The organism is Actinomadura sp. GC306, from assembly GCF_004348665.1.
Lineage (GTDB): Bacteria > Actinomycetota > Actinomycetes > Streptosporangiales > Streptosporangiaceae > Spirillospora.
Genome location: NZ_SMKM01000013.1, coordinates 16,683 through 41,234, shown reverse-complemented (window position 1 = coordinate 41,234; position 24,552 = coordinate 16,683). Strand labels below are relative to the sequence as shown.

At 74.1% G+C, this 24,552-nt stretch carries 25 protein-coding genes and 1 pseudogene; 8 read left to right on the top strand and 18 right to left on the bottom strand.

Going from position 1 to position 24,552, the window contains the following annotated elements:
- Positions 1 to 156: 156 nt before the first annotated feature.
- The 4 genes and pseudogenes from ureB to E1200_RS03705 all read right to left on the bottom strand — a co-directional run.
- Positions 157 to 459 (bottom strand): annotated as a pseudogene (ureB, locus tag E1200_RS35130) (urease subunit beta); the annotation flags it as partial.
- On the bottom strand, positions 449 to 1,282 hold the full coding sequence (locus tag E1200_RS03715; protein WP_131950348.1) for a cobalamin biosynthesis protein CbiX: 834 nt from the start codon (positions 1,280 to 1,282) through the stop codon (positions 449 to 451). The pseudogene ureB and the gene E1200_RS03715, both read right to left, overlap by 11 nt.
- Complete coding sequence (locus E1200_RS03710; RefSeq protein ID WP_131950347.1) at positions 1,279 to 1,590, bottom strand: urease subunit gamma; 312 nt, start codon at positions 1,588 to 1,590, stop codon at positions 1,279 to 1,281. Before E1200_RS03710 ends, E1200_RS03715 begins: the two co-directional genes overlap by 4 nt.
- Positions 1,591 to 1,645: 55 nt before the next feature.
- Complete coding sequence (locus tag E1200_RS03705; protein WP_279483749.1) at positions 1,646 to 2,563, bottom strand: urea transporter; 918 nt, start codon at positions 2,561 to 2,563, stop codon at positions 1,646 to 1,648.
- Between the two features lie 286 nt (positions 2,564 to 2,849).
- Between E1200_RS03705 and E1200_RS03700 the strand changes: the two genes are divergently transcribed.
- Positions 2,850 to 4,061 (top strand): ammonium transporter, encoded by a 1,212-nt coding sequence (locus E1200_RS03700; RefSeq protein WP_131950345.1) that lies wholly within the window; start codon positions 2,850 to 2,852, stop codon positions 4,059 to 4,061.
- A 102-nt stretch (positions 4,062 to 4,163) separates the two neighbouring features.
- Here the strand turns inward: E1200_RS03700 and E1200_RS03695 are convergent, their stop codons facing one another.
- From E1200_RS03695 to E1200_RS03665, 7 genes are read right to left on the bottom strand one after another with little or no spacing between them, the layout of a single operon-like run.
- A complete protein-coding gene (locus tag E1200_RS03695) occupies positions 4,164 to 4,655 on the bottom strand; it encodes a flavin reductase family protein (RefSeq protein ID WP_131950344.1) in 492 nt (163 codons plus the stop codon).
- Positions 4,656 to 4,664: 9 nt separating this feature from the next.
- The gene (locus E1200_RS03690) at positions 4,665 to 5,822 is read right to left on the bottom strand and encodes an LLM class flavin-dependent oxidoreductase (protein WP_131950343.1); all 1,158 of its coding nucleotides are present in this window, start codon (positions 5,820 to 5,822) and stop codon (positions 4,665 to 4,667) included.
- 5 nt (positions 5,823 to 5,827) lie between these two features.
- A complete protein-coding gene (locus E1200_RS03685; RefSeq protein WP_131950342.1) occupies positions 5,828 to 6,814 on the bottom strand; it encodes an ABC transporter substrate-binding protein in 987 nt (328 codons plus the stop codon).
- Positions 6,811 to 7,605 carry an ABC transporter ATP-binding protein gene (locus E1200_RS03680; RefSeq protein WP_131950341.1) on the bottom strand — a complete coding sequence of 265 codons (795 nt, stop codon included), beginning with the start codon at positions 7,603 to 7,605 and terminating at the stop codon, positions 6,811 to 6,813. The genes E1200_RS03685 and E1200_RS03680 overlap by 4 nt, the downstream gene beginning before the upstream one ends.
- Positions 7,578 to 8,405, bottom strand: a complete 828-nt coding sequence (locus E1200_RS03675) for an ABC transporter permease (protein WP_131950340.1) — start codon at positions 8,403 to 8,405, stop codon at positions 7,578 to 7,580. Before E1200_RS03675 ends, E1200_RS03680 begins: the two co-directional genes overlap by 28 nt.
- A 56-nt stretch (positions 8,406 to 8,461) precedes the next feature.
- Positions 8,462 to 9,004 carry an NAD(P)H-dependent oxidoreductase gene (locus E1200_RS03670; protein ID WP_207933146.1) on the bottom strand — a complete coding sequence of 181 codons (543 nt, stop codon included), beginning with the start codon at positions 9,002 to 9,004 and terminating at the stop codon, positions 8,462 to 8,464.
- Positions 9,001 to 9,462, bottom strand: a complete 462-nt coding sequence (locus E1200_RS03665) for a cysteine dioxygenase family protein (protein ID WP_131950339.1) — start codon at positions 9,460 to 9,462, stop codon at positions 9,001 to 9,003. Before E1200_RS03665 ends, E1200_RS03670 begins: the two co-directional genes overlap by 4 nt.
- 279 nt (positions 9,463 to 9,741) lie before the next feature.
- On the opposite strand from E1200_RS03665, the gene E1200_RS03660 reads away from it, so the two are divergent.
- Positions 9,742 to 10,035, top strand: a complete 294-nt coding sequence (locus E1200_RS03660; RefSeq protein ID WP_131950338.1) for a hypothetical protein — start codon at positions 9,742 to 9,744, stop codon at positions 10,033 to 10,035.
- A 59-nt stretch (positions 10,036 to 10,094) separates the two neighbouring features.
- Here the strand turns inward: E1200_RS03660 and E1200_RS03655 are convergent, their stop codons facing one another.
- On the bottom strand, positions 10,095 to 10,523 hold the full coding sequence (locus tag E1200_RS03655) for a hypothetical protein (RefSeq protein WP_131950337.1): 429 nt from the start codon (positions 10,521 to 10,523) through the stop codon (positions 10,095 to 10,097).
- A 133-nt stretch (positions 10,524 to 10,656) separates the two neighbouring features.
- Complete coding sequence (locus tag E1200_RS03650; RefSeq protein ID WP_131950336.1) at positions 10,657 to 11,145, bottom strand: DUF5994 family protein; 489 nt, start codon at positions 11,143 to 11,145, stop codon at positions 10,657 to 10,659.
- 396 nt (positions 11,146 to 11,541) lie between these two features.
- On the opposite strand from E1200_RS03650, the gene E1200_RS03645 reads away from it, so the two are divergent.
- Together E1200_RS03645 and E1200_RS03640 are read left to right on the top strand one after the other, a co-directional pair.
- Positions 11,542 to 12,141 (top strand): GAF domain-containing protein, encoded by a 600-nt coding sequence (locus E1200_RS03645; protein WP_131950335.1) that lies wholly within the window; start codon positions 11,542 to 11,544, stop codon positions 12,139 to 12,141.
- A gap of 215 nt (positions 12,142 to 12,356) precedes the next feature.
- Positions 12,357 to 12,560, top strand: a complete 204-nt coding sequence (locus tag E1200_RS03640) for a cold-shock protein (RefSeq protein WP_067460243.1) — start codon at positions 12,357 to 12,359, stop codon at positions 12,558 to 12,560.
- A gap of 84 nt (positions 12,561 to 12,644) precedes the next feature.
- On the opposite strand, the gene E1200_RS03635 is transcribed toward E1200_RS03640, so the two are convergent.
- Entirely contained in the window at positions 12,645 to 14,006 is a 1,362-nt protein-coding gene (locus E1200_RS03635) for a M28 family peptidase (RefSeq protein WP_131950334.1), read from the bottom strand.
- A 433-nt stretch (positions 14,007 to 14,439) separates the two neighbouring features.
- Between E1200_RS03635 and E1200_RS03630 the strand changes: the two genes are divergently transcribed.
- Positions 14,440 to 15,291 (top strand): universal stress protein, encoded by an 852-nt coding sequence (locus E1200_RS03630; RefSeq protein WP_165950185.1) that lies wholly within the window; start codon positions 14,440 to 14,442, stop codon positions 15,289 to 15,291.
- Positions 15,292 to 15,391: 100 nt separating this feature from the next.
- On the opposite strand, the gene E1200_RS03625 is transcribed toward E1200_RS03630, so the two are convergent.
- Together E1200_RS03625 and E1200_RS03620 are read right to left on the bottom strand one after the other, a co-directional pair.
- Positions 15,392 to 17,590: a serine/threonine-protein kinase gene (locus tag E1200_RS03625; protein WP_131950332.1), complete on the bottom strand. Its 2,199-nt coding sequence runs from the start codon at positions 17,588 to 17,590 to the stop codon at positions 15,392 to 15,394.
- Between the two features lie 13 nt (positions 17,591 to 17,603).
- Positions 17,604 to 19,664, bottom strand: coding sequence for a serine/threonine-protein kinase (locus E1200_RS03620; RefSeq protein WP_131950331.1), 2,061 nt, complete (start codon positions 19,662 to 19,664; stop codon positions 17,604 to 17,606).
- Positions 19,665 to 19,819: 155 nt separating this feature from the next.
- On the opposite strand from E1200_RS03620, the gene E1200_RS03615 reads away from it, so the two are divergent.
- Entirely contained in the window at positions 19,820 to 20,050 is a 231-nt protein-coding gene (locus E1200_RS03615; protein ID WP_131950330.1) for a hypothetical protein, read from the top strand.
- A gap of 27 nt (positions 20,051 to 20,077) precedes the next feature.
- Here the strand turns inward: E1200_RS03615 and E1200_RS03610 are convergent, their stop codons facing one another.
- The gene (locus tag E1200_RS03610) at positions 20,078 to 20,857 is read right to left on the bottom strand and encodes a class I SAM-dependent methyltransferase (protein WP_131950329.1); all 780 of its coding nucleotides are present in this window, start codon (positions 20,855 to 20,857) and stop codon (positions 20,078 to 20,080) included.
- A 197-nt stretch (positions 20,858 to 21,054) separates the two neighbouring features.
- On the opposite strand from E1200_RS03610, the gene E1200_RS03605 reads away from it, so the two are divergent.
- Together E1200_RS03605 and E1200_RS03600 are read left to right on the top strand one after the other, a co-directional pair.
- Positions 21,055 to 22,203, top strand: a complete 1,149-nt coding sequence (locus E1200_RS03605) for an NDMA-dependent alcohol dehydrogenase (RefSeq protein WP_131950328.1) — start codon at positions 21,055 to 21,057, stop codon at positions 22,201 to 22,203.
- 102 nt (positions 22,204 to 22,305) lie between these two features.
- Entirely contained in the window at positions 22,306 to 22,920 is a 615-nt protein-coding gene (locus E1200_RS03600) for a hypothetical protein (RefSeq protein ID WP_131950327.1), read from the top strand.
- A 14-nt stretch (positions 22,921 to 22,934) separates the two neighbouring features.
- Here E1200_RS03600 and E1200_RS03595 read toward each other — a convergent pair whose 3' ends face one another.
- A complete protein-coding gene (locus E1200_RS03595; protein WP_131950326.1) occupies positions 22,935 to 24,482 on the bottom strand; it encodes an AMP-binding protein in 1,548 nt (515 codons plus the stop codon).
- Positions 24,483 to 24,552 lie beyond the last annotated feature (70 nt).

Sequence of the window (24,552 nt, the reverse complement as noted above, 5' to 3'; positions counted from 1 at the left end):
TTTCTTGGAGCGGGACGAGCCCGCGTGCGTGCGTTCGCGGCGCTTCGAGCCGTCCCGGTGCCCGTTGCCCGACCCGTCCGGGCGGCCGTCGTGCTCGTCGAGGTAGCCCTGGGCGTGCATCCGGGCGACCGCCTCCTCGCGCGCCGAGCCGGACCGGATGCTCCCGTTGAGCAGGCCGCCGAACCCGACGATGCGCATGCCGCCGCCGTACTCGACGAGGCCGACCTCCTTGGTGTCGCCCGCCTCGAAGCGGACGGCGGTCCCGGACGGGATGTCGAGCCGCATCCCGAACGCCTTCTCGCGGTCGAAGCCCAGCGCCCGGTTGACCTCGAAGAAGTGGAAGTGCGAACCGACCTGGACGGCCCGGTCCCCGGTGTTGCGCACGGTCAGCGTCTCCCTGCGCTGCCCCGCGTTCAGTTCGATCTCGCCGTCTCCGAAGATGTAGACGTCATCCGCCATGTGCGGTCGCCCCCTCCAGTCCTTGTCGCGTTTCAGGAAGGGCGGCGTGCCGGCGCCGCCCGTGCTCTTCGCCACGGGGCTGCTCATGGCCGTGCCCGTGCCCGTGCCCGTGGCCGTGGCCGTGGCCGTGGCCGTGGCCGTGGCCGTGGCCGTGCGCGTGGTCCGTGGCTGCGGCGAGGCCGTCGTCGCCGACGCGTTCCCAGCGCCGTTCCGCCTCGGCCGCGCGTGCGCGGACCAGCGCCGCGAGCGCCGCCGGCCCGAGGAGCGGACCCGCGGGCGGCACCGTCCCCGGGACGGGCGGCGGCGGGACGAGCGACGCGGGCACCAGCGCGACCTCACCGGCCCCCAGGCGGCGGCAGCGCTCGGCGCCCTCCGCCGCTTCCGGCTCCCCGCCGGCCAGCGCGACCTCGACCCAGCGCACCGGCAGATACCGCCAGACGAGTCGCGCCACCTTGAACAGTTCCGCGTCCGCCTCGGGGTCCGCCGCGGGCGCCACGAGCAGCACCGCCCCGTCGAACCCTCCGCGCAGGACGCGCAGCACCGCCGCCCGGATCCAGCCGACGAGGTGCGTCAGAGTGCCGAGCGGCTCGGCGAGCAGCAGGTCACCGGGCATCCGGTCGCGCGCCGCCCAGCCGAGCGTCTGCGCCGCGGCGGCCGGGAGGCCGGGATCGCGGCCCAGCGTCATCGGCACCGCGACGGCGCGCGGCCGGTCCCGCAGCGCGGTCCGCAGCTCCCGCCCGGGGCCGTGCGCGCCGGCGGCGCCGGCGCACTCGTGCCCGCCGACCGGGAGCACCGCACGGCGCCCGCCGGGAGGTACGGTCACTTGCCGCCGCCGACGGGGTCGTGGCAGGAGACCAGCTTGGTCCCGTCGTCGAACGCGGCCTCGACCTGGATGAGGTTCAGCATCCCCCGCACCCCGGGCATGACGTCGTCCGGGCCGACGATCCGCTTGCCCAGCTCCATGCAGTCGGCGACGGTCTTGCCGTCCCGCGCCGCCTCCACGATGGCGGAGCTGATCAGCGCCACCGTCTCCCCGTGGTTCAGCTTGAGGCCGCGGTCCTTGCGCTTCTGCGCCATCTCCGCGACGACGAAGATGAGCAGCTTGTCGATCTCGCGTGGTGACAGGTTCATCTGTGGTCCTCTCTCTGCCCCGGTACCGCCGGGACTCGGCACGGCGGGCCGGTCGTCACGCCGCCCGCCGGATCCTGGAGAAAATGGGGACGGCGGCCAGGAACACCCAGGTGACCAGCACGAACGGCCAGGTCAGGGTGTGGCCGCCGACCGCGTCGAACAGCACGGTGAGGCCGGCGGTCAGGCCGGCCGCGGTCGCCGCCCCGACCGCCGCGTAGGCGGCGCCGGCCCGGGAGAGCGCGACGAACGTCCCGGTCAGCGCGATGCCGGTGAGCACGGCGTTGTAGCCGTACAGTCCGGCGCCGAGGTCCGCGGCCTGCGCCCCGAACCACCAGCCGACGAGCAGCCCGATCAGGCTCGCCGCGAGCGCCGTCGCGGCGACGAGGCGGCTCGCCACCGCAAGCCCGGCCAGGAAGATCAGGCCGACGTACCACTCGTCCTGGAAGAACACCTGGCCGATGCCGCTGAACCACCCCTGCCAGAACTCGTGCCAGGACAGGGCCGTGCCCGGGTCCGCGGCCGACGGCGGCGGCGTGTCGGGGTGGCCGGCCCACACCCGCTCGAAGGCCGGTGCCCCGATCACCACCACGGTCGTGACCACGCAGAACGGAGCGGTGAAGGTGGGCAGGTCGTAGGGCTTCAGCACGGTGTTCAGGGCCGCGGTGAGGACGCCGCCCGCCACCGCGCCGCCGACGACCAGGGCCGCCGTCATCCAGCTCGCGCCGAGGTACAGGACGAGGCCGATGCCGATGAGCGTCCCGTTGAACCCTTCGAGCCCCATCGAGACCCGGTCCCAGGTGACCCCGAGCAGGTGGGCGGTCAGCGTTGCCGTGACGGTGCCGAGCAGCCCGAAGACCCCGAACTGCCAGCCGCCTGCGAACAGGGCGATGACGAAGATGAGCCCGGTCCAGTAGTTGGACTGGAAGTCGACCTGTGCCACGCCCCGGGGAATCGTGAGCGCCGCGTCCTTCACCCGGGGAGCCGCAGCCGGTCTCCCGGTCCGCGACTCCCCGGACGGCGACGCTGGCGGCACGAATGCTCCCATCGGAGGTCGGTTCGGCGGCCGGCGGCCGCTTCCGCCCATTGCACGGAAAGGGACACCGACCCCCGTTCCCCCGGCATCACCCCCTAAATTCGTGCATTCCCCAACAAACAGTCAAACCCCGAAAGATCGCGTTTGCAGCGCGATCGGGGAGCGAAGCATAGGAGCGGTTCTCCACTCACTTCGGCAGCGCATATAACCCGATAGGTGACAGAAAATGCCGAGCGGTCTGAATACCGGCGATTCCGCCTGGATGATGGTGAGTACCGCGATGGTGCTGCTCATGACGCCGGGGCTCGCCTACTTCTACGGCGGCATGGTCCGCTCGAAGAACATGCTGACGATGCTCTACATGAGCTTCATCAGCATCAGCCTGGTCACGGTGCTGTGGTTCCTCTACGGCTACGGGATCGCGTTCGGAAAGGACGCCGGCGGTCTCGGGCTGATCGGCTGGGGGGACTGGCGGTTCGGCAACATCACGCCCGACGCCCTGCAGGGCCGCATCCCCGAGCAGATCTACGCCTGCTTCCAGCTCACGTTCGCCATCATCACCGTCGCGCTGATCAGCGGCTCGATCGCCGGCCGCGCCCGGTTCGGCCCGTGGGTCCTCTTCGTGGTCGCGTGGGTGACGCTGGTCTATCTCCCCGTCGCGCACTGGGTGTTCGCCGACTCGGGATGGGTCAACAAGTGGGGGGTGATGGACTTCGCCGGCGGCCTGGTCGTCGAGTTGAACTCCGGCATCTCGGGACTGGCCATGGCACTGGTGCTGGGACCGGGAGTCGCGTTCCGCCGCGGGGAGGGCCCGCGGCCGGACAACATCCCGTTCGTCATGCTCGGGCTCGGGCTGCTGTGGTTCGGCTGGTTCGGGTTCAACGCCGGCTCGGCGCTGACCGACGGCGCGGTCGCGACCCGCGCCTTCGTCAGCACGATGCTCGCGGGCTGCTCGGGAATGCTGACGTGGCGGCTCATCGAATGGCTCCGCTTCCGGCATCTGACCAGGCTCGGGTCGACGTCCGGGGCGCTCGCGGGGCTCGTGGCCATCACCCCGTCGTGCGCCTTCGTCGCCGTCGAGGGCGCCCTCCTCATCGGGGTCCTGGCCGCCGCGGTGTGCACGTACGCGGTGGAGCTGAAGCTCGTCGCCGGCTACGACGACACGCTCGACGTCGCCGGCATCCACGGCGCCGGCGGGATCGTCGGCGTCCTGTCGCTCGGGTTCCTGGCCACGGGCTGGAACGTGGGAACGGCGGGCCTGTTCTACGGCGGCCCGGCGTCCGTGCTGGGCAAGCAGTTCGTCGCCGTGGTCGCCGTCGGCCTCTACGCGTTCGCCGTCACCTTCGTCATCGGCAAGGTCATCGACCGCCTCTTCCGGATGCGCATGACCGACGAGGAGCAGGCCCGCGGGGCGGACGCCGGCTTCGCCGACGGATGACCGGGCCCCGGCGGCCCGGCCCCGGGCGGCGGCGAGGTGCTGGGCGCCGCCCGGCCCGCCCGCCGACGCGCGCCTTCGGCGGCGGGCGGGCCGGGAGCGCGGTCACCGGGTGGGCGCCGGGGGCGCGAGGCGGTGGAAGCCGCCGGCGTGGTAGACCAGCGGCGGGACGTCCGAGGCCGCGTCCAGGTCGTGGACGCGGAAGAGCACGATGTCGTGGTCTCCGGCCGGGACGTGCCGTTCGACGCCGCATTCGTACCAGGCCGCGGCGCCCGGGACGAGCACGCCGCCGTTCGCGGTCGAGCGCCAGGGGACGCCCGCGAAGCGGTCTCCCGTCCGGGCGCCGAGGCGGCGCCCGGCGGCCTCCTGGTGCGCGCCCAGCACGCTGAGGCCGATCCGCGGCAGGGTGCGCAGCCGCGGCCAGGTCGTGGACGTGTGCGCCACGCACACCGACACGAGCGGCGGGTCCAGGGAGACCGGGACGAAGGAGCTCGCGGCGAGGCCGGCGGGCTCGCCGCCCACCAGGCCCGCGACGACGGCGACCCCGGTGGGGTGGGCGCCGTAGACGCGGCGGAGATCGAGGTCCAGCATCGTCATGGCGCCGCCTCAGCCCGTGGCCCGCAGGCGCGGGAGCTGGCCGCGGCGGCGGAGTTCGGGCAGGACGCCCTCCCCGAACCAGTACGCCTCCTCGATGTGCGGGTAGCCGGAGAGGATGAACTCCTCGATGCCGAGCGCGGCGTACTCCTCGATCCGGTCGGCGACCTCGGCGTGGCTGCCGACCAGGGCGGTGCCGGCGCCACCGCGGACGAGCCCGACCCCCGCCCACAGGTTGGGGTGGATCTCCAGGTCGCGGACGCCGGTGGCCGAGCCGTCCCGGTAGCGCTGGTGCAGGGTGCGCATCCGCTGCTGGCCGACCGACTCGCTGGCGGCGAGGACCTGCTGCGCCTGGGCGACGGCGGCGGGGTCGAGGCCGTCCAGCAGTCTGCCCGCCTCGGCCCACGCCTGCTCGGACGTGTCGCGGCTGAGCGTGTGCAGCCGGATGCCGAACCGCACCGTGCGGCCCTCCCGCCCGGCCAGGTCGCGGACGTGCGCGATCTTGGCGGCGACCTGGGCGGGCGGCTCGCCCCAGGTCAGGTAGACGTCGGCGTGCCGGGCCGCGACCGGGCCCGCCGCGCCGGACGAGCCGCCGAAGTAGACCGGCGGGACGGGGGCGGGCGGCTGCCGCACGGTCGCGCCCTCCACCCGGTAGTGCTCGCCGGTGAAGTCGAACGGCTCCCCGCCCCAGGCGCCCCGCACCACCGACAGGAACTCGTCGGTGCGGGCGTACCGCTCGTCGTGGCCGAGGTGGTCGCCGAAGCGGCGCTGCTCGGCGGCCTCGCCGCCGGTGACGACGTTCAGCGCGAGCCGCCCGCCGGAGACGCGCTGGTAGGTCGCGGCCATCTGCGCGGCGAGCGTCGGGGACAGCAGGCCGGGCCGGAACGCGACCAGGAACTTCAGCCGGCTGGTCTCGCGGATGAGCGCCGCCGTCACCAGCCAGGCGTCCTCGCACCACGTGCCCGTGGGGGTGAGGACGGCCTCGAACCCGAGCTGCTCGGCGGTGCGCGCGACCTGGGCGAGGTAGTCGATGCCGGGTTCGCGGAAGCGGTCGGCCGTGCCGGGCGCTTCGGCGGGGAGCGCGACGCCCTTGGGCACGCTGTGCCCGCCGCCGACGAGGGTCCGGCCGTCGCCGGTGGTGGGCAGGAACCAGTGGAATCGCAGGGTCATCGGTGTCACTTCCTCTGCTTGGCCGCGGTGGCGAGGTCGTTGAAGCGCCGGTCGAAGAAGCCGGAGATCGCGACCTTGCCGGGGATCAGGCCGACGGCGGAGAAGGAGTCGGCGATCTCCTGCTCGGCGGCGATCACCGAGTCGTCGATGGGGATGATGTCGGCGAGGCGGCGGTCGACGGCGCGCTCGGCCACCGGGGCGGGAAGCCGGGTCTGCTTCGCCCAGATGCCCGCCCATTCCTTGGGGTTCGTGTTGGACCACTGGATGGCCCGCTGGTAGCGGGCGAGGAAGTCCTTGAGCGCGGCGGTCCGGTGCTCGTCCTCCAGGGTCTCCTCCGAGGTGACCTGGAAGCCGTAGCCGTTGGTGTAGCCGCGGCCGTCGGCCAGGATGCGGGCGCCGTTCTGGATCTCCGCCTGGGCGGTGTACGGCTCCCAGGTCGCCCAGGCGTCCACCCGGCCGCCGGTGACGGCGGTGAGGGCGTCGGCGGGCTGGAGGTACTGGGCCTCGATGTCGTCGAACCCCAGCCCGTGCTTCTTGAGGACGGACAGCAGGTGGTAGTTCGCCGAGCTGCCCTTGGCGACGGCGACCTTCTTGCCCTTCAGCTCGGCCGGCGAGCGGAGCGCGGACCCCTTGGGGACCACGATCGCCTGCCCGGTCAGGCGGGACTCGGTGGCGCCCACGATGACGATCCGCGCCTTGGACGCCGCCGCGAACACCGGCGGGGTGTTGCCGACCGAGCCGAAGTCGACGGCGCCGGCGTTGACGCCTTCGAGGACCGGCGGGCCGGAGGTGAACATCGACCACTCGATCTTGTAGGTGAGGCCGTCGAGCTGCCCGGCCGCGGTCATCATCTCCTGGATGCCGGCGCCCTTCTGGTCGCCGACGCGCAGCACCACCTTCCCGGGCTCGGACTCCGTCCCGCCGGAGGAGCAGGACGTCACCGCCGCGAGCAGCGCGGTCAGCAGCAGTACGGCGCCGAGGCGTCTGGTCATATCGATCCTTCTTCGGGGGTGACGCCCAGGCGGGCGAGGAGCGTGCCGCGCAGCGCGGTGAGCTCGGGGTCGTCGCGGCGGCGGGGCCGCGGCAGTTCGACCGCGGACTGGTGGGCGATCCGGCCCTCGTCCAGGACCAGGACGCGGTCGGCGAGGAGCAGCGCCTCGTCCACGTCGTGGGTGACGAGCAGGACGCCGGGCCGGTGCCGGGCCCACAGGTCCAGGACGAGCCGGTGGATGTTGATGCGGGTCAGGGCGTCGAGCGCGCTGAACGGCTCGTCCAGCAGCAGCAGGTCGGGGTTGCGGACGAGGGCGCGGGCCAGGGAGACCCGCTGTGCCTCGCCGCCGGACAGGGTGAGGGGCCATGCGTCCCGGCGGCCGGTGAGCGCGACCTCCGCCAGCGCCTTGCCGGCGGCGGCGACCGGGTCGGGGACGCGCAGGCCGAGCGTGACGTTGTCCAGCACCCGCTTCCACGGCACGAGGCGCGGTTCCTGGAAGGCGACCGCGACCGCGCCGTCCACCCGCAGCTCGCCGGTGGAGCCGCGGTCGAGCCCGGCGAGGACGCGCAGCAGCGTGGACTTGCCCGACCCGCTGCGGCCGAGGAGGGCGACGAACTCGCCGCGCTCGATGTCCAGGTCGACTCCGTCGAGGACGGCCCGGGACCCGAACCGCTTGCCCAGCCCGCGGATGCGGGCCACCGGGCCGGTGCCCTTCTCGATGCCTGTCTCGATGCCCGCTTCGGTGCCGGTTTCGGGGGTCTCGGTCACGTCCCGAGCAGTCCGCGTCGCCATGACAGCGCCCTCCTTTCGAGCAGCCGCACCAGCGCGTCGGTGGCGAGGCCGAGCACCGCGTAGACGAGCAGGCCGAGCACGACGACGTCGATGCGCAGGAACTCGCGGGCGTCGTTGATCAGGAAGCCGAGGCCCGAGCTCGCGTTGATCTGCTCGGCGACGATCAGCGCCAGCCAGGCGACGCCGAGGCTCTGCCGCAGGCCGACGAGCGTCTGCGGCAGCGCGCCGGGCAGCACGATGTGCCGGATCAGCGCGGTCCGGCCGAGCCGCAGGACCTGCCCGAGCTCGGCGAGCCGGGCGTCCACGCCGCGGATGCCGGAGTAGGTGTTGAGGTAGATCGGGAAGAGCACGCCGAACGCGACGAGGACGACCTTGGGCGTCTCGCCGATGCCGAACCAGAGGATGAACAGCGGGATCAGCCCGAACAGCGGCAGCGCGCGCAGCATCTGCATCGGGGGGTCGAGGACGTGCTCCCCCGGGCGGCTCAGTCCGGCGAGCAGGGCCAGCGCGAGCCCGGCGGCGGCCCCGATGAGGAAGCCGATGACCGCGCGCTGCAGGGAGACGGCGACGGCGGCGCCGAGCGTCCCGTCGGCGGTCAGGGTCACCGCGGTGGCGGCGACCGTCGCGGGGGACGCCAGCAGCCGCTCGGGCAGGACGCCCGCGCTGCTCGCGAGCTGCCACAGGGCCAGCAGCGCCAGCGGGCTGAGGACGCGCGGCCCGACGCGGAGCCGCGGGAGGGCGGGCAGGCGGGGGCGCGCACCGGACGCGGGGCGCGCGAGGTCTACGGAGGTCGTGGACATGGGGACTCCTGGTCCCTTCGAGGGAAAGAGGAAGACGGTCGGGGGGTGTGGACCGGTCAGGAGGTGAGGGCGGTCCTGGCGGCGAGCAGCCCGGCCACCTGGGGGGCGACCTGGGCGGCCCAGGCGTCCAGGAGCTCGCCGGCCTGCTCGATCCGGTTCTCCGGGACGACGGCGCCGGGGGTCGGGACGAAGGCGCCGAGCTCCGTCAGCAGCGGGCGCAGGTGGACCTCGACGGCCAGCGCGTGGCGGGCGTCGCCCAGGACCATCAGCGGCAGGGCGACGGCCGAGGCCAGTGCCCCGCCGGGGAGGCGGTCAAGGAAGGTCTTCAGCAGGCCGGTGTAGGTGCCCTTGTAGGTCGGGCTGGCCACCACCAGGACGTCGGCGTCCTGGACCGTCCGCTCCGCCGCCTGCAGCGCGGCGGGGGCGGCGGCCGAGCCGAGCCCCGCCGCGAGGGCCGACAGGTCGACGATCTCGCGGCCGGCGGCGGAGCCGAGCCGTCCGGTGAGGGCCTCGGCGGCCAGGACGGCGACGGCGCGGGTCCGCGACCGCGGCCGGGGATTGCCGACCAGCGTGACGAGCCGCGCGGGCGGCGGCGTCACCACTGGCCCGCGTCCTCGGTCGCGAGCCGCACGAGCCGGCCGCCGGCCAGGTCGTAGCGGTTCATGGTGGACAGCGGCGGGGAGTAGGCGTGCACGCTGACCGCCGGGGCGGCCGAGGCGTTGCGCACCTCGTGGACGTAGTCGGCGCCGAACGTGCGGACCGTCCCCGGGCCGACGTCCCGCACGGCGCCGAGGTCGCGCTCCTGGAGGCCGCCCAGCGCCACCGCGAACGCGCCGCGCGAGCCGCCGTGGTCGTGCAGCCCGGTGGTCTGGCCGGGCAGCCAGCTGATCAGCCAGATCTCCTGGTCACCGTCGTGGTGCAGCCGTTCGTACCAGCGGCCGGCCGGGCTCAGCCGCACCCGCGGCAGCCAGGCGTCCGGGCTCGCGGCCAGTTCCGTCACGGCCGCGGCCAGCGCCGCGGCCGCCGTGTCCCGCACCGGGGCGATCGTGCTCGCCATCCGTCGTTCCTCTCCCTGTGTCCTGTGGGTCGCGCGTCGTGCGTCGCCGGGACGCCGCACGGCGACACAGGCCGCTCGACAGCCGGCCCAGGTCGACGTGCGGCCGCTTCCACAGAGAGAACCCCGAGTGCATGCGACCCATCATGGACGCAATTCCCTACTAAGTCAACCGGAAATGTTCATTACTGGTGCGGGCGGCGCGGGTTTCCGGTGCCGCGGCACGGGCAGGACGAACCCGCCACGCCGTGTATCCCGACCGGACGCGAGGAGATGAGAGCCATGGACGGGGCGGTCCCCGAGGTCTGGATCGAGGCCGGCGGGGGCCAGGACCTGGTCCGCGCCGACATGATCGTGGTGCTCCGTCTCGACGAGACCGGACGGCTGACGGCGCAGCTCCGCGACGAGGCACGGGTCAGCGTCACCCTCCTGGAGGGCTCCGCCGAGCCGCGCCCGCCCGACGACTTCCACCGGCGGCTGATCAAGACCATCGGCGAGCTGGACGGCGCCGGCCCGCGGCTCGTCCGGGCGCGGTACGACGGCGACGGCTGGCGCTGGGTCGGCGACCCCATGTAGAACGGGCCGCCCGGGAGCCGGGAGGGCGCCGGCGCACGGCCGTCCCGCCGGAGGGCGGGTCAGTGGTCGGCGGTGAGGGCGTCCTGGTGCCACCAGGTGAAGGAGTGGACGTACCGGACGCCGTCGCGCGCCGGGCGGCGGCCGTAGGTGAGGGCCACGATGCCGCGGCCGGGCGACTCCGGCGCGGGGTCCGGGGCGGCGTGGTGGATCTCGCCCAGCAGGAGCCGCGCGGACGCCCGCAACTCCAGGCGCAGGTCGATGGGGCCGCGCGGCCGCGAGGCGGTGCGGGCGAGGAGCTCCTGGACGAGGGCCGTCAGCTGGTCGGTGAGGTCACCGGCCAAGGGGCCGAGGCCCCACCCCCGCAGGGCGCCGTGGACCGTCCGGCGGATCTGGCCGGTCGCGGCCCGCCCGCCCGGCAGCCGGCATCGGGCGATCCGCGGCCCCGGCCCCGGGTCGTCGTCGACGTTGTGCTGGGTGAACGCGGTCACTTCGCTCTCCGATCGAACAGGCACGTCCACTGACTGCTGTCCGCGTTGTTCCCGGTATGCCCGCGGACATGCGGCGCCCCCCCGCACGGGACGGGGGGCCGCGCATCGCCCGCCGCGGGGCGGGCTCAGGGGCTCAGGCGCGCCTGGTGGAGACGTCGCAGGAGGCCAGGATCTCCTGGGGCATCATGTCCCCGGTCTCGACCGCGGACCTGGCCAGCGCGGCCTCGGCCGACGCGGGCGCCGTGCCGGGCGGGACGACGAGGAGCAGGATCGGGTCGGCCTGGCCGAGGGTGACCGCGACGACGTGGTCGAGGTGGGCCAGCCAGCCCACCCGGACTTCGCGTCCCTTGACGGTGATGTGGAGGGGGATCTCGTCCCAGTCGTAGAAGTCGATGGTGACCCGGGTGGCCGGAGCACCGTCCGGTCCGGCCAGGGCGGTCAGGAGTTCGGTGAGCTCGGTGGCGGCGTCGCGGGACCGCGGCCACCAGCCGCCGTCCAGGACCCCGCGGCCGGTGCCGCTCGGGACGAGGCGCATGCGCGGGCGGAGCGGTGCCGCGGTTTCGAGGGGTGCGGTTTCGAGAGGCGCGGTGTCGAGGGGGGCTGCGGCGTGAGGTGCGGTCACGGAGAGGGTGGTCTTGGGGGGTGCGCCCGCGGAGGCGAGCTGAACTGATCGACGGGCCATGGACGGGCCCCATTCTCGGTCCGTACGGGACCGGTTCGTATACCGCCGGGGGCGGCGCGGCAGGACGGCCGGCGCGCGGGGTGCCCTCGGCGCCGACCAGTCTACGTCACGCCGCGTGAACGGCCCGGCGCGTAGACTTGCGGTGATCAGGAGTTCTCATCGCGGGCGGCCGGTCCGCGTCTCCCTGGTTTCTCGCCACTCGGCTCGCTTCCGGGCCGGACAGGTCCCCGCCGTGACGCCAGCGCTTCGCCCCTCCCTCCCGCCGACGGACGCCGCCGATGCGGCGGCCCGTCCCCTCACCGAGCACCGTGCCGAGCCGGGGATCGGGGGTGCGGCATGACCGGTGACCGCCTGCGGCCCGGCGCCTGGGGGCCGCCCAGCGGCGCGGAGGACGCCCGGCGCCTCGCGGCCTCGTTCGACCTGATGACGGCGGTCCGCGACGGGACCCCGCTCGACGGCCTGCTGACCCAGGTGGCGGAGCAGGCCCGCGCCATGGCGGCGGTGCCGCTGGCGTTCATCGCCCTGCCCGCCGAGGACCCCCTCATGCTGCGCGTCGAGATCGCGGTCGGGGCCGGCGCCGAGCGGGTGCGCGGGCTGACGGTGCGGCGCGGACGGTCGATGCTCGGCCGCGTGTTCAGCTCCCACCGGGCGCTGTCGGCCCGGATCGTCGCCGACCAGACCCTCAGCGCGCTGCCCGCCGGCCCGATCCTGATCCTGCCGCTGGACACCGGGGAGGCGACCCGCGGGGTGCTCGCCGCGCTCGGCCCGCCCGGGGCGGCGCCGTGCAGCCCGTCCACCGCCCGGCAGCTGCTGCTGTTCGCCGACACCGCCGCCCGCCTCGTCCAGCTCGCCGAGGACCGGCGCGCGGCCGTCCCGCGGAACCCCGCGGACGCCGGCGTCCTCCCGGTCCAGCCGCCGCGCGCCCCGCGGGCGTGACCCGGCCCGGAGGTAAAATCCCGAGACGCCCCGGTCCGTGCCCCGGAGCATGTGGTAGCGTGACGAGTAGTTGCGGTTCCCATAGACATTCTTGTGCGCCTGTCGGATCTGACCTCAGGCGCATTTTTTGTTGTTCTGGATCTTCCGGATGGGGCCATCGCGGCGTTTCGGTCGCGCACGGTGTGCGGCCGGGATAGACCCAGAAGGAAATGAACATGGCCACCGGTACCGTCAAGTGGTTCAACGCGGAAAAGGGCTTCGGCTTCATCGAGCAGGACGGCGGCGGCGCCGACGTCTTCGCCCACTACTCGAACATCGCCGCCCAGGGCTTCCGTGAGCTCCAGGAGGGCCAGAAGGTGTCGTTCGACGTCACCCAGGGCCAGAAGGGCCTGCAGGCGGAGAACATCGTTCCCGCCTGACCGGCGACATTGCGGGCGTGCCCGCCGCACCGGGGTCTCCCCGGAGCGGCGGGCACGTTCGTTTTCCGGCCGCCTTGCGTCCGGCTACCTGCGGCGCGCCACGTCGTACGCGGCGCAGCCGATCAGTTCCAGGGAGACCTGGAGCCGCTTCAGGCTGATGTTCTGCGCGATCGTGTCCTCGGGGGTGTGGTAGAGCGGTTCGAGCTGGCTGGGCGCCTCACCGCCGCGCCAGCTGAAGTTGCCCGCCGCGATGCCGCGCTCGTAGAACGCCTCGTGGTCGCTGGAGCCGCGGGCGGTGGGGCCCTGGACCTGCCCGGCGTAGCCGAGCCGGCCCGCCGCGGCGTTCACCGCGGCCGTGGTGGTGTTGTCGGCGCCGTCCACCGACAGCAGCCAGTACGTGTCCGCCGGCGGGTGGCTGGTGGCGACCATGTCGTTCTGGAAGCAGCCGGTGATCTGCGCCACGCCCGCCTCGTCCAGTTCCCGCACGTAGTGCCGGGCGCCGATCAGGCCGTACTCTTCCGAGCCCCACAGGCAGATGCGGATCGCCTGCTGGGTGGGCAGCCGCCGCAGGACGCGCGCCAGCTCCAGGCACAGCACCGTCCCGCTGCCGTCGTCGTTGGCGCCGGGCGAGCCGGGGACGCTGTCGTAGTGCGCGCTGACGATGACGGCCTTGCCGCCGGGGTTGGGCAGCGTGGCCTTCCGCTCGGCCAGGACGTTGTACGAGGTCAGCCCCGAGTGGTGGGTGACCTCGACGGACAGCCGCCGGGCGCCCGCACGGATCCGCTCGCCGTGGTACTCGGCCAGGCCCAGCACCGGGATCGCGACCTGCTCCCCCAGGTTCGGGGTGAACGAGCCGGGCTTGCGCTCCGGGTAGGTCTCCGACCGCGCGTTGACGATGAGCGCCGCCTTGGCGCCCGCCGCCTCGGCGGCCTTGGCCTGCTGGGTCTCCTGGCCCGGCACGCGGTCGAACAGCACCAGCCTGCCCCGCACGTCGCCGGTGACCTCGGTGACCCGGCCGGCGTCGACGACCTTGCCGTCCACCGGGCCGACGGCGCCCTGCGGCGCGGCGCTGCACTGCCAGAGCCGCTCGCCGCGGGCGCGGATCTCCGCGAGGTACTTGTCGGCGACCGGGAACGGCTGCAGCTCGACGTCGTAGCCGTACCCGCGCAGGACTCCGGCGATGTAGCGGGCGGCGCGGTGCTCGGACCGGGTGCCGGCGATCCGCCAGCCGATCTCGTCGCTCAGCACCCTGAGGTGCCGCAGCGCCCGGCGCGCGTCGACCCGGGCGACCACGGCGCGGTCGCCGACGGAGAGGGAGGGCGGCAGCGCGGCGCCGGGGCGCTGCCGGGTCGCGGCGGCGGCGGTGCCGGGGAGCAGGCCGACGGTCGCGAATCCGGCGAAGGCCGCGGCTCCGGCCAGCAGGTCGCGGCGTTTGACCTCGGACATGGCGTCTCCTCGTGGAGATAGGGGCCGTGCCCGTGCCGCTCGGGTCTCAAGCGTGCCGGACGACGGCCTGACAAGGATCTTTGCCCCCGTTTGCACGAACCTATGAAAAGGGTTCTATAGCGGCAAGAAACGCGTACCGTTCCGCAACTCAATCGTGATCAAGACCGGACGGAGTGATCACGAAAGGTTCGGCCGCGGGCCGCCGCCGCACCGCCGCACCGTCCGGCCGGTCGCCACGCAGAGTGATCAACTACGTCCCCGCCTTTCACTCGCCCAACAGAAAAGGACCAATGGCGCCCGGGGAGAGGACCATGGCCTCTATTCGCCAATGGAAATACGACGGATACTCATATTGACGGGATCAGTGTACGGACGAACCCCGCCGCCTCACTTCACCGACACCCGCCGTACACACTCCATAAAGGAGGAGGAAATGGCAACGGAACGAAGAACCATCCTCGTCGGGGCCGACGGCTCCGCGCCCTCCGACCTCGCCGTCGCCTGGGCCGCCGACGAAGCGGCACGGACGGGCAGGTCGCTGCGCCTCGTGCACGTCGTCGAGACGGCCATGCTGGACGTCCCCGGCCGCACGACCGACGGCATCGTCGAGGAACTCACCGAGTCGGGCGGGCGGATCCTGCGCGACTCCGAAGCCCTCGCGCTGCGCCGGCAGCCGCGGCTCGTCATCGAGACCGAGGTCGTGCAGGACACGACCGTGCCGAGCGGCCTGCGGCGGTTCGCCGGCGAGGCCGCGGCGGTGGTCGTCGGCCATCGCGGCCGGGGCGGCTTCACGGGGCTGCTGCTCGGGTCCACCGGCCTGCGGCTGACCGGCGGCTACCCCGGCCCGGTGATCGTCGTCCGCGAGCGGGCCGACATCACGGCCGACGAGATCGTGGCCGGCGTCGACCTGGCCGAGGACCCCGCCCCCGTCCTCGACCACGCGTTCGCCACCGCCGCCGCCCGCGAGGCCCCGCTGCGCGTGGTGCACGTCCGGCGGCCCGCGCCGCTCGCCGTCGAGGCGCGGGTGGACAAGCGGAACGCGACCGAGGTCGCCCGCGAGCGCCTGGCCGCCGTCCTCGCGCCCTGGCGGGAGCGCTACCCGGACGTCAAGGTGAGCGAGGAGGTCTACATCGGCCACCCGGTCGACGCCCTGGCCACCGCGTCCGCGAACGCCGCCCTGGTCGTCGTCGGCTCCCGGGAGCGCGTCGTCCCGCTGGGATCGGTGAGCCACGGCGTGCTCCACCACGCCCGCGGCCCCGTCGCCGTCATCCGCTCCTACGCGTGACGGCCGCCCGCCCGGCCGGGGAGCCCGGCCGGTTCGCTCCAGGCCCGGTGCCCGCTCCCGGGCCTGGACGGCGTCCGGGGCCCAGGTCGCCAGGCCCGCGTCATGTGGTGAGGCGGATCGCCTGGACGACGGCGTTGTCCACGACGCAGTACACCGTGCCGCCCGCCTCGGTGTAGTGCTGCGTCGAGCCCACCGCGCGCTGGACGTCCTCGAACTCGAACCGGTGGCGGAGGCGGCCGGTCGCCAGGTCGAAGACGGACATGCCGCCGACCGCGCCGTAGTACACCAGCGAGCCGGAGATCAGCGGCCGTTCGCCGAGGCCCTTGTCGACGTCGCGTTCCCAGCGGGGTTCGCCGGTGGCGAGGTCAAGGGCGGTGAGGAGTCCCTTGTCGTCGGTGGTCACGGCCAGCCCGCCGCCCACGGACGGGATCGAGTGCATGCGCAACCCGCGCGGTCCGGTGGCGCCCCGGCCGGGCCGCTTCCACCGGAGGCGCCCGGTCCCCGGTTCGATGGCGTACAGGGTGCCGTTCAGGCCGGTGATGAAGGCGAGGCCGCCGACGACGCCCGCCGGCAGCCCGCCGGGCGCGCCGGTCGCGCCGGTCGCGCCGGTCGCGCCGGTCGCGCCGGTCGCCGCGTCGTCCCCGAGGTCGGTGCGCCACCGCTGCCGCCCGGTGGCCGCGTCCAGGCCGAGCAGGGAGCCGTTCCCGACGAGGACCGCCAGCACGTCGCCCGCCGCCATCGGGTCCGTGGTGGCGGGCGCGCCCGTCCGCCGCTGCCAGCGGGCGTTGCCGGTGCCTGCGTCGATGCCGTAGACGAAGCCGTCCCGCGTGCCGATGTAGCACGTGTCCCCCGCCAGCACCGCCCGGCTCATCTCCAGGTCGTCCGTGCTGTACCGCCAGCGGCGGCGGCCGCTCGCCGCGTCGAACCCGTACAGGCCGTACTCGCCGGTCGCGGCGCTGCCGGGGAGGCAGACGACGCCGGAGCCCGCGACCGGGGCGGGCGCGAGCCCGAACGTGCGGAGCTCCTCGGTCCACAGGGCCTTGCCCGTCGCCAGCTCGAACCCGGTCAGCCGGTCGCCGGGCGACTCGCACACGAAGCCCCTGCCGTCGCGCAGTTCCGCCGCCGAGCCGCGGCCGGCCGTGAAGCTCCCGCGCCACTTCTGCCTACCGGTCCGGGCGTCGAGAGCGAACGTCGTGCCGGACAGTCCGGCGGAGCCGAACACGTACACGGTGCCGTCGTGCGCGACCAGCCGTGCCTGGACGTACATCCCGTCGGGCAGCGCGAACGTCCAGCGGACGGGGTCGCCGGCTTCGCGGCGCAGGAGGAAGGCGGCGCCGGTGCCGCCCGCGGCCAGCGCGGTGAAGGCGACCCCGGCCGCGCCGATGGCGAGGAGCCGGCGGCGGCTCGGCCCGCCGGGGACGGCCGTCTCCCCCCGCCGCGCGACGTCGTGCGCGACGGGCGGCGGGAGCCAGCGCACGCCCTGCGGGGCGGCGGCGGGGTCGGCGGACAGCTCCGCCAGCAGCCGGTCGGTGCCGGGACGGCGGTCCGGGTCCTTGTCCATGCACGCCGCGATCAGGGCGCGCAGCCCGAGGTCGGGCACGGCGTCCAGGTAGGGCGGCAGGTGCATGACGCGGTAGACCATCTCGTGCAGCGCGCCCACCCCGAACGGCCCGGTGCCGGTGGCGGCGTAGGTCAGCACCGAGCCGAACGAGAAGACGTCGCTCGGCGGGCCGGCGGGCAGGCCGGCCGCCTGCTCCGGGGACATGTAGGCCGGGGTGCCGAGGGTCGCGCCGGTCCGGGTGATGGTCGTGGCCTCACTCGGTCGGGCGATGCCGAAGTCGATGACGCGCGGCCCCTCGGGCGTGAGCATCACGTTGGACGGCTTCAGGTCGCGGTGCACGATCCCGGCGGCGTGGACGGAGCGCAGCGCCTCGGCGAGCCCGGCGCCGAGCGCCCGCACCGCGGGCGGCGGCAGCGGCCCGTGCGTCGCGACGGCCTCCTGCAGGGACATGCCGCGCAGGTACGTCGTCGCGAACCAGGGCGGCGACGCGTCGGGGTCGGCGTCGACCACCGGCGCGGTGTAGACGCCGCCGACGGCGCGGGCCGCGGTGATCTCGCGCCGGAACCGCGCCCGGAAGTCGCCGTCGTCCGCCATGGCCGGATGGATGACCTTGATGGCGACCGTGCGGCCGGCGGGCGAGCGGCCGAGGAAGACCTGGCCCATGCCGCCCGCGCCGAGCCTCCCGACGATGCGGTACGGCCCGACCTCCCGCGGGTCTCCCGGACGTGTCGCGGACATCGGTGCTCCGTTCTCAGCCGGTCGCGGTGCCCGAGCCACCGCGTGCGTCGAGGGCGTACAGGTAGCCGTCCTTGCAGCCGGTGTAGACGATCCCGCCGGCGACGGCCGGGCTCGACTCGACGCCCTCGTCGACCTGGAACCGCCACACCTTGCGGCCGGTGGCGGCGTCCAGCGCGTACACGCCGCCGTTGGAGTAGGCCCCGCTCGGGACGTACAGCACCCCGCCGGCCACGACGGGGTTCTCCTGGATCTGGCCTTCGAGCTGCACCTGCCACCGCATGGTCCCGGTCGCCGGGTCGAGGGCGGACACCTTGCCGCCGTAGTCGGCGGCGAACACCGCCTCCCGGGTGATCACGGGCCGGGACGTGGCGGTCTCGCCGATGTCGAACGTCCAGCGGCGCCTGCCGGTGCGAGCATCGACGGCGTGGACCTGCTCGCCCTGGAAGTCGGCGAAGCAGACGAGGCCGTGCGCCGCCGCCGTGTCCTGGACGCCCTTGGGCGAGGGGTAGGTCCAGCGGGTCCGGCCGGTGGCCGCGTCGTGGGCGACGAGCCGCTTCTCGCCGGGGACGTAGACGGTGCCGTCCGTCGCGGCCGGGGTCCGGGCGGCGGCGCTCCCCCGCCAGCGGACCGCTCCGCCGGCCGCATCGAGCGCGTGGCCGGCCGCGCCGCCGGAGTAGACGAGGCCGCCCGCGGCGATGGGGTCCGCCTGGGTGTCTCCGACCGTTCGCTGCCATTTCAGGCGGCCGGTGCGGGCGTCGACCGCGTGCAGGACGCCGTCCTGGGAGAGCACGTACACGATGCCCGCCGCGGTGGCCGGGCCCGTGGTGATCCGCTGCGCGGCCTTGTACGTCCACCGCGGCCGGCCGGTCCTGGCGTCGAACGCCAGCAGGTTCCCCTTCTCGCTGCCCACGAACACGGCCCCTGTGGCGACCGCGGGAGCGGAGACGAGGTAGGTGTCGCCGGACGGACGCCGCCACAGGACCTTGCCGTCCCGCATCGGCGGAGGCGCGGCGGACGCGGCGGGCGACGCCGCGGGGGTCCGCGCGGCGGGACCGGCGGGGGGATCGCCGCCCATCGTCCGCACCAGCGCCGCGATTCCCCCGGTACCGAGCGCGACGGCCGCGGCGGCACCGCCCACGACGAGGAAGCGGCGGCGGCCCGGCGCCGCGACCGTCGCGATCCCGGTCGGCGGCGGCTCCGGGATGTCGGTGCCCGCCTGGGCGATGCGCTCGCCCAGGGCGGCGGGCAGCCAGCCGACGCCGTGCAGGTCGCCGCTCGGCGGCACGTGTGGGGCGAGCGCGCGCAGCAGCTCCCCGGGGCTCGGGCGGCGGGCCGGGTCCGGGTCCAGGCACGACTCGGCGACGGCCCGCAGCGCCAGGTCGGTGACGCCGCCGAGCCGCGGCCGCTCGTGGACGGCCCGGTAGATGAGCACGTGCGGCGGCCCGTGCCCGTACGGGCTCGCACCGGTCGCGGCGAAGACCAGGACCGCGCCGAGCGAGAACACGTCGGCGGCCGGCCCGGTCGGCGCGCCCCGGGCCTGCTCGGGGGCGATGAAGCCGGGCGATCCGACGGCGGAGCCCGTCCGGGTCACGGCGGCGGCGTCCGCGGCGTGCGCGATGCCGAAGTCGATCACCCGCGGCCCGTCGGGCGCCAGGATGACGTTGGACGGCTTGAGGTCGCGGTGCACGACCCCCGCGCGGTGGATCGACACGAGCGCCTCGGCGAGCCCCGCGCCCAGCGCGAGGACGGCCGGCACCGGCAGCGGGACGGCCTGGTCCAGTGGGACGCCCGGCAGGTAGGCGGTGGCGAGCCAGGGCAGCGCGGCCTCGGGGTCGGCGTCCACGACGGGCGCGGTGAACGCGCCGCTGACGGCCCGCGCCGCGGCGGCCTCCCGGCGGAACCGCGCCCGGAAGTCGGGGTCCTCGACCAGGTGCGGGTGGACGACTTTGACCGCGACCAGCATCCCGCCGGGCGAGCGCCCCAGGTACACCATGCCCATGCCCCCGGCGCCGAGCCTGCCCAGCAGGCGGTGCCCGCCGACGCGCCGTGGGTCGCCGGGCCGCAGAGCCTCCATGGCACCCGCCTTCCGTCCCGGACAAGTCACGACCAATCGAACACGCACTCGCGTGCCCGCGCGGGGTTTTCGATCTACCCGCGGCCGCCTGATCGCGGACGCATGGGCCGCGGAGGCGGGGGTAGGCCCGGGGCCAACCGATCGTGAGGACGGCCATGGGAACCTTCGTTCACCGCAACGGCCCGGAGTCCGACGTGCCGCTCGACAAGGCGGTGGCGTGGACGCGCGCCGTGGGCGGGGAGGCCAACCCCGCCCACCCGGACCAGGCCAGCACCACCGGGACCACGCCCAAGGGCACCTTCGTGGGACGCATCGCCGGTGACGACGTCGGCTACTACGAGGAGACCGGCGCCGAGCGCCGCGCCGCGGCCGCCGAAGGCCGCTAGGCGCGAGCCGGCGGAGGCGCGGGCGCGCTACCGGAGGGCGGCCACGAGGGCGTCGCTGTGGGAGCACCAGACCTGGCGGGCCTCCGCGAAGCCCTGCTCGCGCAGGGCGTCCAAGTGCCAGCGCACGTCGGTGGGGCGCTCGGACGGGTCGGCCGCGGGCCGGGCGGGGCCGCGCGGGTCGCCGAAGATCTCGAAGCGGCGGCGGGCCGGCTCGGCGAGCACCGGGTCGTCGGCGAGCTTCGTCCACCAGGCGCGCCAGTCCAGGGCGCCCTCGGCCAGCTCGCGTTCCCGGCGGGCGGCGTGGAGGTCCAGCGCCGCCGCGGTGATGCGGGGGGCGGAGTCGTCGGTCATGTGGTCGGCGTTCAGGAACACGCCGCCGTCGCGGAGCAGTTCCCGGACGCGGCCGTACAGCGCGCGGAGCGGGTCCGCGTCGAGCCAGTGCAGGGCGGTCGCGGTGACGACGGCGTCGTAGGGGCGGCCGGGCAGGGCGTCGCTCCAGGACGGGTCGGTCAGGTCGGCCGTGACGAGCGTGACGCGGTCGTCGCCGTCGAAGGTGCCGCGGGCGATGGCGAGGAGCGCCGGGTCGAGGTCGACGCCCGTGACGCGGGCCTTGGGGAAGCGCCGCAGCAGGCGGGCGGTGATGCTGCCGGTGCCGCAGGCGAGATCGAGGACGTTCGGCTCGGCCCCGGCGAGCGCCTCGACCATGTCGAGCAGCACGCGGAAGCGCTCCTCGCGGTCGGGCATGTACCACTCCTGCTGGCGGTCCCAGCTGTCCTGCCACTCCTGCCAGGCGGTCGTCTCGCTCATGGAACGCTCCTCCGGTCGCGCCGCCCCGCACCCCTTCATGCATAGAGACAGCAGGTGCAACAATATTGCAGGAAGCTGGGGCCGGGTGAACCGGATGCGGCCAGGAGCGATCCGCACCCGCCGAACTATGGAGTTCCGAATCAAGTTCTAGTATCAAGAGACACAACTGGCTCCAGTACGTCCATCAGGAGGCATCAGTGCAGACCAGAGCCGCGGTCCTATGGGAACCGCACACCGACTGGAGCATCGAAGACATCGAGCTCGACGATCCCAAGGCCGGCGAGGTCAAGGTGAAGCTCGCGGCTTCGGGGTTGTGCCACTCCGACGAGCACCTCGTCAGCGGGGACATGGTGCTCGACCCCGAGATCGCCGCGCTGCTGCAGCTGGAGCAGTTCCCGGTCATCGGCGGGCACGAGGGCGCCGGCGAGGTCGTCGCGGTCGGCCCCGGCGTCACCAGCCTCCAGGAGGGCGACCACGTCGTCCTGTCGTTCGTCCCCGCCTGCGGCCGCTGCCCCTCGTGCGCGCGGGGCCGCCAGCACATCTGCGACATGGGCGCGGTGTTGCTGGCCGGACGGCAGATCAGCGACATGACCAGCCGGCACCGCTCCAAGAGCGGCAAGGACCTCGGCATCATGTGCTGCACCGGCACCTTCTCGCCGTACACCGTGGTCAACGAGGCGTCCGCCGTCAAGATCGACGACTGGATCCCGCTCGACAAGGCCGCGCTGGTCGGCTGCGGCGTGACCACCGGCTGGGGCGCGGCCGTCAACGCCGCCGAGGTGGAGGCCGGCGAGACGGTCGTCATCATCGGCCTGGGCGGCATCGGCATGAACGCGGTGCAGGGCGCGGCCATGGCCGGCGCCCGGCACGTCATCGCCGTCGACCCGGTCGACTGGAAGCGGGAGAAGGCCGCCGCCGAGTTCGGCGCCACGCACACCGCCGCGTCCATCGAGGAGGCCACGGCCCAGGTCGGCGAGCTCACCTGGGGCGCCAACGCCGACAAGGCCATCCTCACCACCGGCGTCGCCACCGGCGACCTCGTCGGCCCGATGATGGGCCTGGTCGCCAAGGGCGGCCGGGGCGTCGTCGTCGCGGTAGCGCCGATCGCCCAGGAGGACGTCAAGCTCAACCTGTTCGACCTGGCGATGCAGCGCAAGGAGCTGGTCGGCAGCATCTTCGGCAACGCCAACCCGCGCCGCGACATCCCGCGCCTGCTGCGCCTCTACGACGAGGGCAAGCTCAAGCTGGACGAGCTGGTCACCAACACCTACACCCTCGACCAGGTCAACCAGGGCTACCAGGACATGCGCGACGGCAAGAACATCCGCGGCATGATCAAGTACTGACCCGCCCCGGGCGCCGGCCGGACCCCCGCCCGGCGCCCGCCGCGGAACGTCCGACCGTCCGGGCATCATCTCCGGTGACACCGACACCGCACCGGGGGCCTGATGAACGACGACATGCGCGCCGGCCTGGCCGAGATCAAGGCCAAGCTGGAGCTGCTGCGGCGGACGGAGGCCGAGCACGGTTTCGGGGTGACCATCGAGGAACCCCTGGGGCTGGTGGACGTCCCGGAGCTCCCCGCCGGGGTGACGGAAGTCTTCCGGTTGTTCTCCCACCTGGCCGGTGACTACTTCCGCTTCCGGCAGCCCGAGGAGATCCGCAACCCGGACGCCTGGGCCAAGCGGCAGTGGATCGAGCACTGCCCGCTGGGCGATCCCCTGGTCATCGGCTGGGAACTGCACGGGATTCCGGCCGATCTCCGTGCGGAGATCGACGGCAGCGCCCCCGTCCGGCTGGACCTCAACGACGGCGGCGTCTACTACGTGGACCCCGACGACTACGTCTTCATGTACGAGCACGTCGACGTCGAAGAGATCGACAGCGAGGACTTCGCCGACGACATCGTGACCTTCTTCAACCACTGTGTCCTCGGCGAGCGCTACCCGCGACTGGTCGAAGGCGTGCTCGGACCCGGCGCGGTCACCGCGACCGACCGAAAGGGCCGTCATAAGGACCGGTGGATGCGCCTCCTCACGGCGAGCGGGCTGCTGGCCGCCTGAACCACCCCGGGTGCTCAGCCGATCTTGCTGTTGCGGTCCGCCCAGTAGGGGTCGCGGAGGGCGCGCTTCAGCGTCTTGCCGGAGGGGTTGCGGGGGATCTCCGCGATGCGGTCGAAGCCGCGCGGCGTCTTGTACGAGGCGAGGTGCTCCCGGCAGAACTCGCGCAACTCCTCGTCGGTGACGGCGTCGTCGCGCAGCACGACCGCCGCGTGCACCGCCTCGCCCCACTCGTCGGACGGGACGCCGAACACGGCCGCGTCCGCCACCGCCGGGTGCGCGGTCAGCACCGCCTCGATCTCGGCCGGGTAGATGTTCATCCCGCCCGAGATGATCATGTCGGTGCGCCGGTCGCAGATGTAGTAGAAGCCCTCTTCGTCGCGGTACGCGATGTCGCCGACGGTCAGCCACTCGCCGCGGCTGGCGTCGCGGTACTTCTCCCCGGCCTTGTAGTAGTCGTTGAAGACGGCCTTGCCGCGGACGTACAGGTCGCCGGGGACGTGCGGCTCCTCGACGGGCCGCCCCTCCTCGTCGAACAGCGCGATCTCGACGCCGGGGGCCGCCCGGCCGCAGCTGCCGGGCTTGCGGAGCTGGTCCTCGGGCCGCAGCACGGTGTCCACGCCGAGTTCGGTGGAGCCGTACACCTCGAACAGCGAGTCCGCGCCGATCTTCTCGACGTAGCGGCGCTTCAGCTCGAACGGCCACGGCGCCGCGTTGGCGATCATCCGTTGCAGCGAGGACAGGTCCCGGCGGGCGATCACCTCGTCCGGCAGGTCCAGCACGCGGCGAATGGGCGTCGGGGCGGAGAACGTGGTCGTCACCCGGTGGCGCTCGATGAGGTCCAGCCAGCGCTCGGGGTCGAAGTCGCGCATCACGACCACCGTCCCGCCCATGAGCTGGACGATCAGCATGAAGCTCAGCGGGCCGGAGTGGTAGAGCGGGCCGGTCGTGAGGTAGACGTCGCCGGGCTGGAAGCCGATCTCGCCCACCAGCCCGAGCACGATGGACTGGTCGATCTCGCCCCGCACGACGCCTTTGGGCTTGCCCGTCGTCCCCGACGTGTAGAACATCGAGCTGCCGGCCACCGGGTCGGCGCCGCGGGGGACGGGTTCGGCCGCCGGGCTCTTGGCGGCGAGCGCGTCGAAGGAGGACGCCCAGTCCGGCGCGTGCCCGCGGAAGGCGAGCCACCTGCGGACGCCGGGCGACCGCCAGGACGCCGGTTCCAGCTGCGGCGCCTGCTCGGCGTCGAACACGACCAGGGCGGCGTCGGCGTTCTCGATGACGTAGGACGCCTCGTCCGGGGTCAGCCGGTAGTTCAGCGGGACGCCGACCGCGCCGCACTTGCGGAGCGCGGCGATCAGCGCGACGACCTCGGTGCTGTTGCGGCCGCACCACACGACCTTGGTGCCCGCCCGGACGTCGTGGTCCAGCAGCAGGTTGGCGTACCGGTTCACGAGCGTGTTGAACTCGGCGTAGGTGACGCGCCGGCCGTCCTCGATGACCGCGGTCCTCGCGGGTTCGGCGGCGGCCAGCAGCGCCAGCGGGTCCCCGGGCGGTGCGGTCACGGTGCTCGACCTCCTTGGCCGCGCGGGCGGCCGGTTCGGGCGGCCGCCGGCGGCGGCCGCGGTCCCGTTG